This window comes from Arthrobacter sp. Y3221048 (genome assembly GCF_059092685.1).
The window spans coordinates 536,295-552,701 of the sequence record NZ_JBNHHX010000002.1 but is presented as its reverse complement, the minus strand read 5'-3'; the positions used below and the strand labels follow the sequence as shown (position 1 = coordinate 552,701).

At 63.8% G+C, this 16,407-nt stretch carries 25 protein-coding genes; 2 read left to right on the top strand and 23 right to left on the bottom strand.

Annotation, left to right across the window (positions count from 1 at the left end; genetic code table 11):
* Window positions 1-69 precede the first annotated feature (69 nt).
* The 20 genes from rplO to rpsJ all read right to left on the bottom strand — a co-directional run bounded on the left by rplO (window position 70) and on the right by rpsJ (window position 9,933).
* Window positions 70-525 (bottom strand): 50S ribosomal protein L15, encoded by a 456-nt coding sequence (gene rplO / locus AC5RVS_RS07275; protein ID WP_494107639.1) that lies wholly within the window; start codon window positions 523-525, stop codon window positions 70-72.
* A gap of 2 nt (window positions 526-527) precedes the next feature.
* Window positions 528-740: a 50S ribosomal protein L30 gene (gene rpmD / locus AC5RVS_RS07270; protein ID WP_127511076.1), complete on the bottom strand. Its 213-nt coding sequence runs from the start codon at window positions 738-740 to the stop codon at window positions 528-530.
* A complete protein-coding gene (gene rpsE / locus AC5RVS_RS07265; protein ID WP_493989347.1) occupies window positions 740-1,456 on the bottom strand; it encodes a 30S ribosomal protein S5 in 717 nt (238 codons plus the stop codon). Before rpsE ends, rpmD begins: the two co-directional genes overlap by 1 nt.
* Window positions 1,453-1,836 carry a 50S ribosomal protein L18 gene (gene rplR / locus AC5RVS_RS07260; RefSeq protein ID WP_127511074.1) on the bottom strand — a complete coding sequence of 128 codons (384 nt, stop codon included), beginning with the start codon at window positions 1,834-1,836 and terminating at the stop codon, window positions 1,453-1,455. The genes rpsE and rplR overlap by 4 nt, the downstream gene beginning before the upstream one ends.
* A gap of 3 nt (window positions 1,837-1,839) precedes the next feature.
* Entirely contained in the window at window positions 1,840-2,376 is a 537-nt protein-coding gene (rplF, locus tag AC5RVS_RS07255; protein WP_493979210.1) for a 50S ribosomal protein L6, read from the bottom strand.
* Between the two features lie 18 nt (window positions 2,377-2,394).
* Entirely contained in the window at window positions 2,395-2,793 is a 399-nt protein-coding gene (rpsH, locus tag AC5RVS_RS07250; RefSeq protein WP_136784914.1) for a 30S ribosomal protein S8, read from the bottom strand.
* An 82-nt stretch (window positions 2,794-2,875) separates the two neighbouring features.
* A complete protein-coding gene (gene rplE / locus AC5RVS_RS07245) occupies window positions 2,876-3,445 on the bottom strand; it encodes a 50S ribosomal protein L5 (RefSeq protein WP_493989348.1) in 570 nt (189 codons plus the stop codon).
* Window positions 3,445-3,810, bottom strand: a complete 366-nt coding sequence (gene rplX, locus AC5RVS_RS07240) for a 50S ribosomal protein L24 (protein ID WP_493979212.1) — start codon at window positions 3,808-3,810, stop codon at window positions 3,445-3,447. The genes rplE and rplX overlap by 1 nt, the downstream gene beginning before the upstream one ends.
* A gap of 3 nt (window positions 3,811-3,813) precedes the next feature.
* The gene (gene rplN, locus AC5RVS_RS07235) at window positions 3,814-4,182 is read right to left on the bottom strand and encodes a 50S ribosomal protein L14 (RefSeq protein WP_127511069.1); all 369 of its coding nucleotides are present in this window, start codon (window positions 4,180-4,182) and stop codon (window positions 3,814-3,816) included.
* Between the two features lie 383 nt (window positions 4,183-4,565).
* Entirely contained in the window at window positions 4,566-4,865 is a 300-nt protein-coding gene (rpsQ, locus tag AC5RVS_RS07230; RefSeq protein ID WP_493989349.1) for a 30S ribosomal protein S17, read from the bottom strand.
* Window positions 4,862-5,209: a 50S ribosomal protein L29 gene (gene rpmC / locus AC5RVS_RS07225; RefSeq protein ID WP_494107638.1), complete on the bottom strand. Its 348-nt coding sequence runs from the start codon at window positions 5,207-5,209 to the stop codon at window positions 4,862-4,864. The genes rpsQ and rpmC overlap by 4 nt, the downstream gene beginning before the upstream one ends.
* Before the next feature lie 2 nt (window positions 5,210-5,211).
* Complete coding sequence (rplP, locus tag AC5RVS_RS07220; protein WP_493979215.1) at window positions 5,212-5,628, bottom strand: 50S ribosomal protein L16; 417 nt, start codon at window positions 5,626-5,628, stop codon at window positions 5,212-5,214.
* Window positions 5,629-6,465, bottom strand: coding sequence for a 30S ribosomal protein S3 (rpsC, locus tag AC5RVS_RS07215; protein WP_493989351.1), 837 nt, complete (start codon window positions 6,463-6,465; stop codon window positions 5,629-5,631).
* Window positions 6,466-6,831 (bottom strand): 50S ribosomal protein L22, encoded by a 366-nt coding sequence (gene rplV / locus AC5RVS_RS07210; RefSeq protein WP_136784918.1) that lies wholly within the window; start codon window positions 6,829-6,831, stop codon window positions 6,466-6,468.
* A 38-nt stretch (window positions 6,832-6,869) separates the two neighbouring features.
* Window positions 6,870-7,151, bottom strand: coding sequence for a 30S ribosomal protein S19 (gene rpsS, locus AC5RVS_RS07205; RefSeq protein ID WP_074701289.1), 282 nt, complete (start codon window positions 7,149-7,151; stop codon window positions 6,870-6,872).
* A gap of 12 nt (window positions 7,152-7,163) precedes the next feature.
* On the bottom strand, window positions 7,164-8,003 hold the full coding sequence (gene rplB, locus AC5RVS_RS07200; RefSeq protein WP_493979217.1) for a 50S ribosomal protein L2: 840 nt from the start codon (window positions 8,001-8,003) through the stop codon (window positions 7,164-7,166).
* A 30-nt stretch (window positions 8,004-8,033) separates the two neighbouring features.
* On the bottom strand, window positions 8,034-8,339 hold the full coding sequence (gene rplW, locus AC5RVS_RS07195) for a 50S ribosomal protein L23 (RefSeq protein WP_493941555.1): 306 nt from the start codon (window positions 8,337-8,339) through the stop codon (window positions 8,034-8,036).
* A complete protein-coding gene (gene rplD / locus AC5RVS_RS07190; protein ID WP_493989352.1) occupies window positions 8,336-8,953 on the bottom strand; it encodes a 50S ribosomal protein L4 in 618 nt (205 codons plus the stop codon). The genes rplW and rplD overlap by 4 nt, the downstream gene beginning before the upstream one ends.
* 4 nt (window positions 8,954-8,957) lie before the next feature.
* A complete protein-coding gene (gene rplC / locus AC5RVS_RS07185; protein WP_493979219.1) occupies window positions 8,958-9,611 on the bottom strand; it encodes a 50S ribosomal protein L3 in 654 nt (217 codons plus the stop codon).
* Between the two features lie 13 nt (window positions 9,612-9,624).
* Complete coding sequence (gene rpsJ / locus AC5RVS_RS07180) at window positions 9,625-9,933, bottom strand: 30S ribosomal protein S10 (protein ID WP_003803825.1); 309 nt, start codon at window positions 9,931-9,933, stop codon at window positions 9,625-9,627.
* Window positions 9,934-10,496: 563 nt separating this feature from the next.
* On the opposite strand from rpsJ, the gene AC5RVS_RS07175 reads away from it, so the two are divergent.
* Window positions 10,497-12,008 (top strand): GH1 family beta-glucosidase, encoded by a 1,512-nt coding sequence (locus tag AC5RVS_RS07175; RefSeq protein ID WP_494107637.1) that lies wholly within the window; start codon window positions 10,497-10,499, stop codon window positions 12,006-12,008.
* A gap of 38 nt (window positions 12,009-12,046) precedes the next feature.
* Here the strand turns inward: AC5RVS_RS07175 and AC5RVS_RS07170 are convergent, their stop codons facing one another.
* Window positions 12,047-12,181: a hypothetical protein gene (locus AC5RVS_RS07170; RefSeq protein WP_493989355.1), complete on the bottom strand. Its 135-nt coding sequence runs from the start codon at window positions 12,179-12,181 to the stop codon at window positions 12,047-12,049.
* Between the two features lie 117 nt (window positions 12,182-12,298).
* Between AC5RVS_RS07170 and AC5RVS_RS07165 the strand changes: the two genes are divergently transcribed.
* On the top strand, window positions 12,299-12,679 hold the full coding sequence (locus tag AC5RVS_RS07165) for a VOC family protein (protein ID WP_494107636.1): 381 nt from the start codon (window positions 12,299-12,301) through the stop codon (window positions 12,677-12,679).
* Between the two features lie 181 nt (window positions 12,680-12,860).
* Here the strand turns inward: AC5RVS_RS07165 and tuf are convergent, their stop codons facing one another.
* Both tuf and fusA read right to left on the bottom strand, forming a co-directional pair.
* Window positions 12,861-14,051: an elongation factor Tu gene (tuf, locus tag AC5RVS_RS07160; protein ID WP_493940539.1), complete on the bottom strand. Its 1,191-nt coding sequence runs from the start codon at window positions 14,049-14,051 to the stop codon at window positions 12,861-12,863.
* 234 nt (window positions 14,052-14,285) lie between these two features.
* Window positions 14,286-16,400 (bottom strand): elongation factor G, encoded by a 2,115-nt coding sequence (fusA, locus tag AC5RVS_RS07155; RefSeq protein WP_493989357.1) that lies wholly within the window; start codon window positions 16,398-16,400, stop codon window positions 14,286-14,288.
* Window positions 16,401-16,407: the final 7 nt, after the last annotated feature.

The following is a 16,407-nucleotide window of genomic DNA, read 5'->3' as shown; positions in this document are numbered from 1 at the left end:
CGGCCGGCGTAAACCGGCCACCACGAGTTCAGTCAGAGGCTGCTAAAAGTCCCCACCTGTCACGGGCTGCTAGAGCGCCGTCACGGTGCCGCCGGCGGCGGCGATCTTTTCAGCGGCACTGGCGGAGAAGGCGTCAACCTTCACATCGACCTTGACGGTGATGTCGCCGGTGCCCAGGACCTTCACGGGCTGGTTCTTGCGAACCGCGCCCTTGGCCACCAGGGCCTCCACGGTCACTTCGCCGCCCTCGGGGAACAGCTCGCTGAGCTTGTCCAGGTTCACAACCTGGAACTCCACCTTGAACGGGTTCTTGAAGCCGCGCAGCTTCGGCAGGCGCATGTGCAGCGGCAGCTGGCCGCCGGCAAAGCCAGCCTTGACCTGGTAGCGGGCCTTCGTGCCCTTGGTACCGCGACCGGCGGTCTTGCCCTTGGAGCCTTCGCCACGACCGACACGGGTCTTGGCGGTCTTGGCACCGGGGGCAGGACGCAGGTGGTGGACCTTCAGAGTTTTGTTCTCTTCTGCCATCTTTACTTCGCCTCCTCAACCTTCACCAGGTGAGAAACAGTGTTGACCATGCCGACGGTCACTGCATCGGCGCTGCGGACAACGGTGTGTCCGATGCGCTTCAGGCCCAGTGAACGCAGCGTGTCGCGCTGGTTCTGCTTGCCGCCAATGACGGACTTGATCTGCGTGATTTCCAACTGGGCATCCGACGGAGTCAGATTCTTGGGTGTGGTCATTACGCACCTGCCTTCTGCATGTTGCGCAGCAGGATAGCCGGAGCAACCTCGTCCAGCGGCAGGCCACGGCGGGCAGCCACGGAGCGGGGCTCCTCCAGGCGACGCAGCGCATCGACTGTAGCGTGCACAATGTTGATCGCGTTGGCCGAGCCAAGCGACTTGGAAAGCACGTCGTGGATACCGGCGCACTCGAGTACGGCGCGGACCGGACCACCGGCGATCACACCGGTACCGGCAGCAGCCGGACGCAGCATGACAACGCCTGCAGCGGCTTCGCCCTGCACCTGGTGCGGGACGGTGCCGGCGATGATCGGCACGCGGAAGAAGGACTTCTTGGCCTCTTCCACGCCCTTGGCGATCGCTGCCGGAACTTCCTTGGCCTTGCCGTAGCCCACGCCGACCATGCCGTTGCCGTCGCCGACAACTACCAGAGCCGTGAAGCTAAAGCGGCGGCCGCCCTTGACGACCTTGGACACGCGGTTGATGGTGACGACGCGCTCGAGGAACTTGTCCTTCTCGGCATCGCGTGCGTTGTCGCGGCCACGGCCGCGGCCGCCACGGTCGTTGCCACCACGGTCGCTGCCACCGCGTTCGCCACGACGGCCGCCGCGGCGGTCCTCCTGGCCGGAAGCAGCGGTGGTTTCAGCGGATCCCGCGGCAGCGGTCTCAGTTGCTTCAGTCACCTGAGTTTCCTTTTCGTTGTTCTCAGCGGTCACAGTGCCAGCCCACCTTCACGTGCGCCGTCGGCAACCGCTGCGATACGGCCGTGGTACCGGTTGCCGCCGCGGTCGAAGACCACGGCCTCAACACCGGCAGCTTTGGCACGCTCGGCAACGAGCTCACCGACGCGCTTTGCCTTGGCGGACTTGTCGCCGTCAAGCGCCCGCAGGTCGGCTTCCATGGTGGAAGCGGAAGCCACGGTGATGCCCTTGCTGTCATCGACAACCTGGACAAAGATGTGGCGTGCGGAGCGGTTGACCACCAGGCGCGGACGGACCGCGGTACCGGTGATGCGCTTGCGGACGCGCAGGTGGCGGCGGCCGCGTGCTGCGGACTTGGACTTCGAGGTCCGCTTCTTATTAATGCTGATCGCCATGGTTTACTTACCAGCCTTTCCGACCTTGCGGCGGATTTGCTCGCCGGCGTAGCGAACGCCCTTGCCCTTGTAGGGGTCGGGCTTGCGCAGCTTGCGGATGTTGGCAGCAACTTCGCCGACCTGCTGCTTGTTGATACCGGAGACGGAGAGCTTGGTGGCGCCCTCCACGGCGAAGGTGATTCCCTCGGGTGCGTTGACGATCACCGGATGGCTGAAGCCCAGGGCGAACTCGAGGTCCGAGCCCTTGGCCTGCACACGGTAACCGGTGCCGACGATCTCGAGGTCCTTCTTGTAGCCCTCGGTGACGCCGACGATCATGTTGTTGATCAGCGTGCGGGTCAGGCCGTGCAGGGACCGGGATTCGCGCTCGTCGTTCGGGCGGGAGACGGTGATGGTGTTCTCTTCCAGGGAAGCCGTGATGGGCGAAGCCAGAGTGTGGCTCAGCTCGCCCTTGGCGCCCTTGACGGAGACGACGTTGCCGTCGACCTTGACCTCAACGCCTGCGGGAACGGTGATGGGGAGACGTCCAATACGTGACATTTAATCTCTTCCTTTCCGTTACCAGACGTAAGCGAGGACTTCGCCGCCCACGCCCTTCTTGCCGGCCTGACGATCAGTCATCAGTCCGGAAGAGGTGGACAGGATTGCGATGCCCAGGCCACCGAGTACGTGCGGCAGGTTGGTGGACTTCGCGTAAACGCGCAGACCGGGCTTGGAGATGCGGCGGATGCCGGCGATGGAACGCTCGCGGTTCGGACCGAACTTGAGTTCCAGGGTCAGCTTCTTGCCAACCTCGGCCTCTTCTTCCTTCCAGCCGGCGATGTAGCCCTCGGCCTTCAGGATGTCGGCGACGCGAGCCTTGAGCTTGCTGTACGGCATCGACACTGAGTCGTGGTATGCCGAGTTGGCGTTGCGCAGACGCGTGAGCATGTCTGCGACAGGATCTGTCATAGTCATTGTGGGCTCTTGCCCTTCCTCGTAACGGTTTCCTCGCTCCGGTCAGCACTGGGCGCCGGGGCGGGACCTTTCACGTAGCTAATTAATCTTCGGTCTTGAACGGGAAGCCCAGCGCCTTCAGCAGCGCGCGGCCCTCGTCATCGGTCTTTGCAGTGGTCACTACGGTGATGTCCATACCGCGCACGCGGTCGATCTTGTCCTGATCGATCTCGTGGAACATGGACTGTTCGGTCAGACCGAAGGTGTAGTTGCCGTTGCCGTCAAACTGCTTGCCGTTGAGGCCGCGGAAATCGCGGATACGGGGCAAGGCCAGGGTGACCAGGCGGTCCACGAATTCCCACATGCGGTCGCCGCGCAGCGTCGCGTGGGCGCCGATCGGCATGCCTTCGCGCAGCTTGAACTGGGCGATGGACTTGCGGGCCTTGGTGATCTGCGGCTTCTGACCGGTGATCTGGGTCAGGTCGCGCACGGCGCCGTCGATGAGCTTGGAGTCCTTGGCGGCATCTCCGACACCCATGTTGACAACGACCTTGACCAGGCGGGGAACCTGGTTCACGTTCTCGTACTTGAACTCGTCCCGCAGGGCCTGCTTGATCTCGCCGGCGTAGCGAGTCTTCAGACGGGGGACGATCTTGGTGACAGTCTCAGTCATTAGAGGTCCTTCCCGGAGGCCTTGGACACGCGGATACGCACAGTGCGCTCACGGCCATCACGCTCGACGGTTTCGGTGCGGTAGCCAACGCGGGTCGGCTTCTTGGTCTCGGGATCGACGATCGCCACGTTCGAGATGTGGATCGGGGCCTCAACGGTCTCGATGCCACCGGTCTTCGTGCCGCGTTCCGACTGCCCGGCCTTGGTGTGCTTGGTGACGCGGTTGACGCCTTCGACCAGCACACGGTTGGACTCCGTGAACACCTTCAGGACCTTGCCCTGCTTGCCGCGGTCGCCGCCGCGCTCAGCCTTGGCACCGGTGATGACCTGAACGAGGTCACCCTTCTTGATCTTGTACTTAGCCATGGACTACAGCACCTCCGGAGCCAACGAGATGATCTTCATGAACTTCTTGTCGCGAAGCTCACGGCCGACCGGGCCGAAGATACGGGTACCGCGGGGGTCGCCGTCGTTCTTGAGGATCACGGCTGCGTTCTCATCGAACTTGATGTAGGAACCATCCGCACGGCGGCGTTCCTTCTTGGTGCGAACGATGACAGCCTTGACGATGTCACCCTTCTTGACGTTGCCGCCCGGAATTGCATCCTTGACGGTGGCAACAATGGTGTCGCCAATGCCTGCGTAGCGACGGCCGGATCCACCGAGAACGCGGATGGTCAAGATTTCCTTGGCCCCCGTGTTGTCGGCGACCTTCAGTCGCGACTCCTGCTGAATCACTTATTACTCCTGTCGTCGCGCCGGTTCTCATTACTGAGCCTTGCGGAACGGATATGGGTAGCCCGCACCGTAACTCCCCCTGGCCACACGCGTGTGCGGTCCGAAGGCGGTTGCGGGAATTTGCCTATTCTGTCCATGCGGAAGGATGGATGGTCTTTCCAAACGGCACAGGCAAGATTACTAGTTTATGACCAAGACACCCCGGACGTGAAATCACGGCCAGGGGCTTGTACTTTTCAAAGGTTCTGCGGCCGAAACCACAGCCCCTTCCAAACCCTTCCGGCTGCTCCGGCGGACCGGGATCCAGTTCGTGCCGGAAGGGAAACTTAAGGGTGCGGGGCCCGCCCGCTCGGCAGGCGGGCCCCGCACGCAGGACGTAAGTCCTACTTGGCCTTTTCGATGATCTCGACCAGGCGCCACCGCTTGGTGGCGGACAGCGGCCGGGTCTCGGCGATCAGAACCAGGTCGCCGATGCCGGCGGCGTTCTGCTCGTCGTGGGCCTTGCGCTTCTCGGTCCGGCGGATCACCTTGCCGTACAGCGCGTGCTTCACGCGGTCCTCAACCTCGACCACGATGGTCTTTTCCATCTTGTCCGAGACGACGTAGCCGCGGGCGGTCTTACGGTAACCGCGAGCCTGAGTGGCTTCTTCCACAGTTGCATCCTTGTTCGTGTTTTCGCTCACTTGGCCTCATCCTCCGAAGCGGGGGTTTCGGTCTCGGCGGTTTCGGCTTCGGCGGCCTTTTCAGACTTCTTAGCCTTCTTGGCCTTCTTCTCCTCGGCCGGAGCTTCCGCAGAAGCCTCGACCTCGGGACGAATGCCGAGCTCGCGCTCACGCAGCACGGTGTAGATGCGCGCGATGTCCCGCTTGACGGCCTTCAGGCGGCCGTGGTTTTCCAGCTGACCGGTGGCGGACTGGAAACGGAGGTTGAACAGCTCCTCCTTGGCCTTGCGCAGCTCCTCTGCGAGACGGTCCTTATCGAAAGTCTCGAGCTGATCGGTTGCCAGTTCCTTTGAACCAACTGCCATTTCTATTCACCACCTTCGCGACGCACAATGCGTGCCTTCAACGGCAGCTTGTGGATCGCCAGGCGCAGGGCCTCGCGAGCTACCTCTTCATTGACACCGGACAGTTCGAACAGAACCCGTCCCGGCTTGACGTTTGCGACCCACCATTCCGGCGAACCCTTACCGGAACCCATGCGGGTTTCGGCAGGCTTCTTGGTCAGCGGGCGGTCCGGATAAATGTTGATCCAAACCTTGCCGCCACGCTTGATGTGGCGGGTCATCGCAATACGGGCTGCTTCGATCTGGCGGTTGGTGACGTATGCCGGCGTCAGAGCCTGGATACCCCACTCGCCGAAGCTGACCTCGGTGCCGCCGGAAGCAGCGCCGGAACGACCCGGGTGGTGCTGCTTACGGAACTTAACTCGACGTGGGATAAGCATTTAAGCTTGTCCTCCTTCTGCTGCCGGCGCTGCTGCCTCAGCGGCAGGTGCCTCGGCCTTGGCTGCGCCCTCGCCTGCGGCGGGAGCGGCAGCACGGTCATTACGACGACGGCGCTCGCCACCGGCAGCGGGGCGGCCCGGACGGTCGCCACGGCCGCGCGAGGACGGAGCGGCAGCCTGCTGGGCCGCCAGTTCCTTCGCGGTCACGTCGCCCTTGTAGATCCAGACCTTGACGCCGATGCGGCCGAACGTGGTCTTGGCCTCGAAGAAGCCGTAGTCGATGTTCGCCCGCAGGGTGTGCAGGGGCACACGGCCTTCGCGGTAGAACTCCGAACGGCTCATTTCGGCGCCGCCGAGGCGACCGGAGCACTGGACACGGATGCCCTTGGCGCCGGCCCGGGTGGCGGACTGCATGGCCTTCTTCATGGCGCGGCGGAAGGCCACGCGGGAGGTCAGCTGCTCGGCGATGCCCTGGGCAACCAGCTGCGCTTCGATCTCCGGGTTCTTGACCTCGAGGATGTTCAGCTGCACCTGCTTGCCGGTGAGCTTCTCCAGCTCGCCGCGGATGCGGTCTGCTTCGGCGCCGCGGCGGCCGATGACGATGCCGGGGCGGGCGGTGTGGATATCCACACGCACGCGGTCACGGGTACGCTCGATCTCAACCTTCGCGATGCCCGCGCGGTCCATGCCCGTGGACATCAGCTGGCGGATCTTCACGTCCTCGCGGACAAAGTCCTTGTAGCGCTGGCCGGCCTTGTTGCTGTCAGCGAACCAGTGGGAGACATGGTCGGTGGTGATACCGAGTCGGAATCCGTGCGGGTTTACTTTCTGTCCCACTTACTGGTCCTCCTCTTTCTCCGGGGTAGCGACAACAAGCGTGATGTGGCTGGTCCGCTTCTTGATGCGGTAGGCACGCCCCTGGGCGCGTGGCTGGAACCGCTTCATGGTGGGGCCTTCATCTACGAATGCTTCGCTGATGTACAGGTCGCTCTCGTCAAAGGCGACGCCGTCACGGTCCGCGATAACGCGGGCGTTGGCGACTGCCGACGCGAGTACCTTGCTGACCGGCTCCGAAGCTGCCTGCGGGGCAAACTTCAGAATTGCCAGAGCCTCATTCGCCTGCTTGCCACGAACAAGGTTGACGACGCGCCGGGCCTTCATAGGCGTCACGCGAATATGGCGCGCAATAGCCTTGGCTTCCATTGCTTTCCTTCTCTCGTCTTCTGCCGTCAGAGCAGCGCCTAGCGGCGCTTGCCCTTGCGGTCGTCCTTCACATGGCCGCGGAAGGTCCGCGTCGGGGCGAATTCGCCGAGCTTGTGCCCGACCATCGACTCAGTGACAAACACCGGGATGTGCTTGCGTCCGTCGTGTACGGCGATCGTGTGTCCGAGCATGTCGGGCACGATCATCGAACGGCGGGACCACGTCTTGATGACGTTCTTGGTGCCCTTTTCGTTCTCTGCAGCTACCTTCACGAAGAGGTGCTGATCGACGAAGGGGCCTTTCTTCAGGCTGCGTGGCATGTTCCCAGGCTCCTATCGCTTGTTCTTGCCAGTACGACGGCGACGCACAATCAGGCGGTCGCTTTCCTTGTTCGGGCGGCGGGTGCGGCCCTCGGGCTTGCCGTTCGGGTTGACCGGGTGGCGGCCACCGGAGGTCTTGCCCTCGCCACCACCGTGCGGGTGGTCGATCGGGTTCATGGCCACACCGCGGACGGTCGGGCGGACGCCCTTCCAGCGCATGCGGCCGGCCTTGCCCCAGCTGATGTTGGACTGCTCGGCATTGCCCACCTCGCCGATGGTTGCGCGGCAGCGCACATCAACGTTGCGGATTTCGCCGGACGGCAGGCGGAGCTGGCCGTACTTGCCTTCCTTGGCCACCAACTGGACGGAGGCACCGGCGGAGCGGGCCATCTTGGCACCGCCGCCCGGACGCAGCTCCACAGCGTGGATGACCGTACCGACGGGGATGTTGCGCAGCGGCAGGTTGTTGCCCGGCTTGATGTCGGCGCTGGCGCCGGCCTCAACCGTGTCTCCCTGCTTCAGCTTGGCCGGAGCCAGGATGTAGCGCTTGGTGCCATCAACGTAGTGCAGCAGGGCGATCCGCGCGGTGCGGTTCGGGTCGTACTCGATGTGAGCGACCTTGGCGGGCACGCCGTCCTTGTCGTGACGACGGAAGTCGATCAGACGGTACTGGCGCTTGTGTCCGCCGCCCTTGTGGCGGGTAGTGATCTTGCCGGAGTTGTTACGTCCACCTGACTTGGTCAGCGGGCGCAGCAACGACTTTTCCGGCGTCGATCGCGTGATTTCAGCGAAGTCGGCCACGCTCGAGCCGCGACGGCCCGGTGTAGTCGGCTTGTATTTACGGATTCCCATAGTTCAATTCCTCGTTAAAGTGGTCTCCGCTTAAGAAAGCGGACCGCCGAAGATGTCGATTGTGCCTTCCTTCAGGGTGACAATGGCGCGCTTGGTGTCCTTGCGCTGTCCCCATCCGAACTTGGTCCGCTTGCGCTTACCGGCACGGTTGATGGTGTTGATCGAGTCGACCTTGACGGAGAAAATCTTCTCCACGGCCAGCTTGATCTCGGTCTTGTTCGAGCGGGGGTCGACCAGGAAGGTGTACTTACCTTCGTCGATCAGGCCGTAGCTCTTCTCCGAAACGACGGGAGCAAGGATCACGTCGCGGGGATCTTTTGTGGTGGTCGCGCTCACTTGGCGTCCTCCTTGGCAGTTGCTTTAGCTGCGATGAACGCCTCGTAGGCGGCCTGGGTGAAGACCACGTCGTCGGAAACCAGCACGTCGTAGGTGTTCAGCTGATCCACGTAAATGGTGTGAACACCCTCGATGTTGCGCAGGCTCAGGGCCGCCACATCGTTGGCGCGCTCGATGACTACGAGCAGGTTCTTGCGGTCGGAGATGGCGCGCAGGGCCTCGGTAGCGGCCTTGGTGGACGGCTTGTCGCCGGCAACCAGTGCCTCCACCACATGGATGCGGCCGTTGCGTGCCCGGTCGGAGAGGGCGCCGCGCAAGGCAGCGGCCTTCATCTTCTTGGGGGTGCGCTGGCTGTAGTCGCGCGGGGTCGGACCGTGCACGACGCCGCCGCCGGTCATGTGCGGGGCGCGGATCGAACCCTGGCGGGCGCGGCCGGTGCCCTTCTGCTTGAACGGCTTGCGGCCGGCACCGGAAACCTCGGCGCGGGTCTTGGTCTTGTGGGTTCCCTGCCGGGCAGCAGCGAGCTGTGCGACGACGACCTGGTGCAGCAGCGGCACGTTGGTCTGGACGTCGAAGATCTCTGCAGGCAGGTCAACCTTGAGCGTGTTAGCCATTGAACTAGGCTCCCTTCACAGCGGAACGGACGAGAACGACCGAGCCGCGGGCACCGGGAACGGCACCCTTGATCAAGAGCAGCGAGTTCTCGGTGTCCACAGCGTGAACGGTCAGGTTCAGCGTGGTCTGGCGGACGGCACCCATGCGGCCGGACATGCGCATGCCCTTGAAAACGCGGCCCGGAGTGGACGCGCCACCAATGGAACCGGGCTTGCGGTGGTTCTTGTGCGCGCCGTGCGAGGCACCCACACCGGCGAAGCCGTGACGCTTCATGACACCGGCGAAGCCCTTGCCCTTGGTGGTTCCGACGACGTCGACCTTCTGGCCGGTCTCGAACAGTTCCACGGAGAGTTCCTGGCCCAGCTCGTAGGAGCCGGCATCGGCGGTGCGCAGCTCAACCACGTGGCGGCGCGGGGTAACCCCGGCCTTTTCGAAGTGGCCGGCCAGCGGCTTGGTCACCTTGCGCGGGTCGATCTGGCCGTAGCCAATCTGGACGGCGGTGTAGCCGTCGACGTCCGCAGAGCGCAGCTGGGTGATGACGTTGGAGTCGGCCTTGACGACGGTGACCGGGATGAGCCGGTTGTTCTCGTCCCAGACCTGGGTCATGCCGAGCTTGGTGCCCAGCAGTCCCTTTACTTGGCGTGTAGTGGTAGACAAATGACTCACTCCCCTACAGCTTGATTTCGATGTTCACGTCCGCCGGCAGGTCGAGCCGCATCAGCGAATCGACGGCCTTGGGCGTGGGATCGATAATGTCGATCAGCCGCTTGTGGGTGCGCATTTCAAAGTGCTCCCGGCTGTCCTTGTACTTGTGCGGCGACCGGATAACGCAGTACACGTTCTTCTCGGTGGGCAGCGGCACGGGGCCCACTACCGTTGCGCCTGCACGCGTGACCGTCTCGACGATCTTCCGTGCTGAAACATCAATGACCTCATGGTCATATGACTTCAGACGGATGCGGATTTTCTGTCCCGCCATGGCGTCTCCGCTCTCTTTCTCAGTGCTGCTCTGTTGACTTTCTCCTGATGCGCCCCAACGGCTGGATCGCTCCTGGCCTGGCGCTCCTCCGGCAGACTGAATCCGGATGAATCCGGGTTCCTCACCCTGCTGAGGCTCCGACCCCCGCGGTCGGGCGTGTCGCGAACATTCTGCGCACTCCGCCCGCTCAAAATGGAGGGTGGGTTATATTTGGGCTTTGAAATCTGTGGAGCCTGACCCTGCCCCGGGCATTATCCCGGGCGGGACCCAGCTTCGCACGAAGACATGCAAAAGCGCTTGAACAACTCATCTAGTGTGGCAGACTTTGGCCGTGATTGCGAATCGGCCCCCGGCCCGGTGCCTCCGGGCCGAAGGATCAGCCACGGAGCCGCGGCCCCGCCCTCGGGCGCCGCACCCCGCCGCCGGGCGGCAGGTTCCCCGCCGCCGTCGCCGGCAGCTGCGCCGCTATGGCGCGGACCTGCCGGCCAGTGCGATGCTGGTGCCAGCCCGCTCCAGCGGGCCCCGCAAGGCGGGAGGACCAGGTTTACGGAGGACGACAGCGAATGGCAATGGACAGCGGGCGCCTGGCGGCATTGATCCCGTCCGACTTTACCCTGGGCGTGGCGACGGCGGCGTTCCAGATCGAGGGCGCCGTGGCCGAAGACGGGCGCGGACCGTCCGGCTGGGACGCGTTCTCGCATGAGCCCGGGCGGATTGCCGGCGGCGCGACGGCGGATGCTGCCTGCGACCACTACCACCGGATGCCGGAGGACGTCGGGCTGATGGCGGAGCTCGGCGTTGACTCCTACCGGTTCTCGCTGTCCTGGCCGCGGATCCAGCCCGGCGGACAGGGGCCGGTCAACCAGCAGGGCATCGATTTCTACGACCGCCTGCTGGATGAGCTGCTGGCGCGGGGCATCTCACCGATGTGCACGCTCTACCACTGGGACACCCCGCTGCCGCTGGAGCATGCGGGTGGTTGGCTGAACCGGGATACGGCCTACCGGCTGGCCGACTTCGCGGCCATTGCCGCGGACAAGTTCGGCGACCGGGTGGACCGCTGGGTAACGATCAACGAGCCGACCACTGTCACCCTTAACGGCTACGGCCTCGGCGTCCATGCGCCCGGCCAGGCCGGGCTGTTCGATGCCCTGCCGGCCGCGCACCATCTCATCCTCGCCCACGGGCTCAGCCTCTCGGCCCTGCGGGCCGGCGGGATCGCGGGCGAGGCCGGCATCACCAACGTCTACTCCCCCGTGGTCGGCGCCAAGGAAGGGCTGGCCCACGATGTGCTGGTGGAACTGTTCGATGTGCTCCACAACGGCATGTTTTCGGACCCTGTCCTGCTGGGCCGCTACCCGTCATTCAACCCGGTGCTCAAACCCGCGCTCCAGTACCTGCGCGAAATTCCGGACGAAGACCTGGCGGTGATGAGCCAGCCGCTGGATTTCTACGGGCTGAACTACTACTTCCCCACCAGAATCGGCATCGGCCCGGGACCGCTGACCGGTCCCGAGGCGATCCCCGAGGGCCTGCCCGAGTTGCTCTGGGAGCAGGGCGGCGACCTGCCGTTCCATCTGGCAGCGTGGCCGGGTTATGAACGGACAGAATTCGGCTGGCCCGTGGCACCAGACTACCTGCAGGTTGCCTTGGCCCAGATGGCGGAGCGCTACCCCAACCTGCCGCCGGTCTACATCACCGAGGGCGGCGCCAGCTTCAAGGATGTGGTGGTCCGCGATGCCCTGACGAAGGAGCCGTCCGTTGCCGACGTGCGGCGGATCGACTACCTGGCCACGCACCTGGAGGCCGCGCTCACCGCGACGGCGCCGGACGGGCCGGCGGCCGGCATCGACCTGCGCGGCTACTACGTCTGGACGCTGATGGACAACTTCGAATGGGCGGCAGGGTACAGCCAGCGCTTCGGCCTGGTGTACGTGGACTTCGGCACCCAGCAGCGGATCTGCAAGGCGTCCTTCCACTGGCTGAAGGATGTGGCAGCGCGCCGTCGCCGTGCCGGCGCAGGCACGGCGTCCGGGCAATCGGCGACGGCCGTGGCCGCACCGAGCCAGGCCTGACGTCCCGCCGGCGCCTTCGATACCGCAGGCGTCTTGGGCTACCGCCCGCCGTTGGCGCGCCGGATCCGGCGGGCACGGTCCAATTCATGGCGGAAGTACCGCCTGCCCCAGGACACCGCTCCGACCACCGCGGCGACCAGGCCCAGGACGATCCACACGATCAGCCATTCCATGGTCCCGATCCTACTGGTTGCCGGTCAAAATTCGTGCCCGTCCTCCAATTCCCGGGACCCCGGCCACGACTATTCTGGGAGTGTCCACCGCAGACGCTCCCAGGAAGCCGGACAACCATGCTCAGCACCCACACCATGACAACGGTCCTGCCCGTGAAGGACATGGATCGGGCGCGCGCGTTCTACCAAAATTCCCTCGGCTTGCAGCCCGCCGGACCGCTCGGAGAGGACTCGTTCCTGTTCTCCAGCGACGGCTCCACCGCGGTAGAACTCATCGTCCGACCGGACGCCGACACGTCGGACCACACCTCTATCAGCTTCGAGGTTGCCGATTTGGAAACCGAAATGTCCGAACTGGCCAGCCGCGGCGTCGACTTCGCGGACTACGACCTGCCGGGCCTCAAGACCGTCAACCACATCGCGGTCACCGGCCACCAGCGCTGCGCCTGGTTCCCGGACTCGGAGGGCAACATTCTCTGCCTGCACCAAACCATCTGAACCCGGCGGGAACAAGACAGCCGGGGCCCCGGCCCACCCGCACGGTGGTACACGGCCGCGGTTGAGGCGGTGCCAGGCTTCGCACTCGCCCCGCAAAGTTAAAGAGAGAACCCCCGCCGTCCTGAGACGGCGGGGGTTCTCTTGCCTCCGACCGGAGATCTCCGGTCAGCAGATCACAAAGTTACTTGGTGATCTTGGTGACGCGGCCCGAACCAACGGTGCGGCCGCCTTCACGGATAGCGAAGCCGAGGCCCTCTTCCATGGCGATCGGCTGGATGAGCTCAACGGTCATCTCAGTGTTGTCGCCCGGCATGACCATTTCGGTGCCTTCCGGCAGCGTGATAACGCCGGTCACGTCGGTGGTGCGGAAGTAGAACTGCGGACGGTAGTTCGAGTAGAACGGGTTGTGGCGGCCGCCTTCATCCTTGGACAGGATGTAGACGTTGGCCTCGAAGTCGGTGTGCGGGGTGATCGAACCCGGCTTCACGATAACCTGGCCGCGCTCCACGTCTTCGCGCTTGATACCGCGCAGCAGCAGGCCACAGTTCTCGCCCGCCCATGCTTCGTCGAGCTGCTTGTGGAACATCTCGATACCGGTAACGGTGGTCTTCTGCACCGGGCGGATGCCGACGATCTCGACCTCGGAGTTGATGGCGAGGGTACCGCGCTCGGCGCGGCCGGTCACCACGGTGCCGCGGCCGGTGATGGTGAAGACGTCTTCAACCGGCATCAGGAACGGCTTGTCCTTGTCGCGGACCGGGTCCGGGATGTACTCGTCAACGGCGTCCATCAGGTCCTCGACGGACTTGACCCACTGGGCGTCGCCTTCCAGGGCCTTCAGGCCGGAAGTGCGGATGACCGGTGCGTTGTCGCCGTCGAACTCCTGCGAGCTGAGCAGCTCACGGACTTCCATTTCGACCAGGTCGAGCAGTTCCTCGTCCTCAACCATGTCCGACTTGTTCAGGGCCACCAGCAGCGTGGGAACGCCAACCTGGCGGGCCAGCAGAACGTGCTCGCGGGTCTGGGCCATCGGGCCGTCAGTCGCGGCAACCACCAGGATCGCGCCGTCCATCTGGGCGGCACCGGTGATCATGTTCTTGATGTAGTCAGCGTGGCCGGGGGCGTCCACGTGTGCGTAGTGGCGCTTCTCGGTCTGGTACTCGACGTGCGAGATGTTGATGGTGATACCGCGCTGGCGCTCTTCCGGGGCAGAGTCGATAGCTGCGAAGTCACGCTGCTCGTTGAGATCGGGGTACTTGTCAGCAAGCACCTTGGAAATGGCAGCGGTCAACGTGGTCTTACCGTGGTCAACGTGACCGATGGTACCAATGTTGACGTGCGGCTTAGTCCGCTCGAACTTTGCCTTCGCCACGGGTTCCTCCTAGAACGTGTTGAGAAGATTTGCTCTCCGGACGCGATTGTCACGGCCGAAACTTGAACAAGTCTACTTCGGGCTTTTGTGTTTGGTGAAATTACTGGTTCCGTCAGGAACCGGCAAAACTTGCGCGGTTCCGTCAGTGGGTTGTGCTGGCGGCCGGCTGCGTGAACCGGCCGCCTGCACGGCGTGCCGGGTCCTTACGCATAAGGACCCGCCACCTATGGGGTTTTACTCGCCGCGCGTCTTCTGGATGATCTCGTCGGCAACAGCCTTCGGGACCTCAGAGTAGCTTTCGAACTGCATCGAGTACACCGCGCGGCCCTGCGTCTTGGAACGCAGGTCGCCGATGTAGCCGAACATCTCGGAAAGCGGAACGTTAGCGCGCACAACCTTCACGCCGCTAGCGTCCTCCATGGACTGGATCTGTCCACGGCGGGAGTTCAGGTCGCCGATCACGTCGCCCATGTATTCCTCAGGGGTACGTACTTCGACGGCCATCAGCGGCTCGAGCAGGACCGGGTTGGCGCGGCGTGCGCCTTCCTTGAAGACCTGGGAACCAGCGATCTTGAAGGCCATTTCCGAAGAGTCGACGTCGTGGTATGCGCCGTCGAGCAGGATGGCCTTGACTCCGACCAGCGGGTAGCCGGCCAGGATGCCGAGCTGCATGGCATCCTGGATGCCAGCGTCGACCGAGGGGATGTATTCGCGCGGAATACGGCCACCGGTGACCTTGTTCTCGAACTCGTAGAAGGTGCCGTCGGTGGTGTCCAGCGGCTCAAAGGAAACCTGGACCTTCGCGAACTGGCCGGATCCACCCGTCTGCTTCTTGTGGGTGAAGTCGACCTTCTCGACAGCCTTCTTGATGGTTTCACGGTAGGCAACCTGGGGCTTGCCCACGTTGGCCTCGACCTTGAACTCGCGGCGCATGCGGTCCACCAGGATGTCCAGGTGCAGCTCGCCCATGCCGCCGATTTCGGTCTGGCCGGTCTCTTCGTTCAGCGAAACGGTGAACGTCGGGTCCTCGGCGGAGAGCTTCTGGATAGCCGTGGAAAGCTTCTCCTGGTCGCCCTTGGTCTTCGGCTCGATGGCCACGAAGATCACCGGCTCCGGGAAGGACATCGACTCGAGGACGATCGGGGCGTCTACGGCACACAGGGTGTCGCCGGTGGTGGTGTCCTTCAGGCCGATCACCGCGTAGATGTGCCCGGCGTGCATCTCCTCCACCGGGTTCTCCTTGTTGGCGTGCATCTGGAACAGCTTGCCAACGCGTTCCTTCTTGCCCTTGGTGGAGTTCAGCAGCTGGGTGCCGGAGGTGGCCTTGCCCGAGTAGACGCGGATGTAGGTCAACTGGCCGAAGAACGGGTGCGCCGCGATCTTGAACGCCAGCGCGGAGAACGGCTCGTCCTCGTTCGGCTTGCGGGTCAGCTCGACTTCCTCGTTCTTCGGGTCGTGACCGACCATCGAGGGAACGTCGACCGGAGAGGGCAGGTAGTCGATGACGGCGTCCAGCATCGGCTGCACGCCGCGGTTCTTGAAGGCAGAACCACAGAAGACCGGGTAGATCTCCGAGTTGACGACCATCTTGCGGATGCCGGCCTTCAACTCGTCGATGGAAATCTCTTCGCCTTCGAGGTACTTCTCCATGAGTTCCTCGGAAGCCTCGGCAACGGATTCCACCAGCTGCGCGCGGTATTCCTCGGCCTTGGCCTGCAGGTCCTCGGGGATCTCCCGGGTCTCGTAGGCAGCACCCATGGAAACGTCGCCCTTGGAGTCACCCTCCCAGACCATGGCCTTCATGGTCAGCAGGTCGACGACGCCGATGAAGTCGTTCTCGGAACCGATCGGCAGCTGCATGACCAGCGGCTTGGCGCCGAGGCGCTTGATGATGGTGTCCACCGTGAAGTAGAAGTCGGCGCCCAGCTTGTCCATCTTGTTGACGAAGCAGATGCGCGGAACCTCGTACTTGTCGGCCTGGCGCCACACAGTCTCGGACTGCGGCTCCACGCCTTCCTTGCCGTCGAAGACAGCGACAGCACCGTCGAGGACGCGCAGCGAACGCTCAACCTCCACCGTGAAGTCCACGTGGCCCGGGGTGTCGATGATGTTGATCTGGTTCTGGTTCCAGAAGCAGGTCACCGCGGCGGAGGTGATGGTGATGCCGCGTTCCTTTTCCTGTTCCATCCAGTCGGTCGTCGACGCACCGTCGTGAGTTTCGCCGAGCTTGTGGTTCACACCCGTGTAGAACAGGATGCGTTCCGTAGTGGTGGTCTTGCCGGCATCGATGTGGGCCATGATGCCGATATTGCGGACCTTCGTGAGGTCGGTTAGCACGTCCAGTGCCACAATGTCT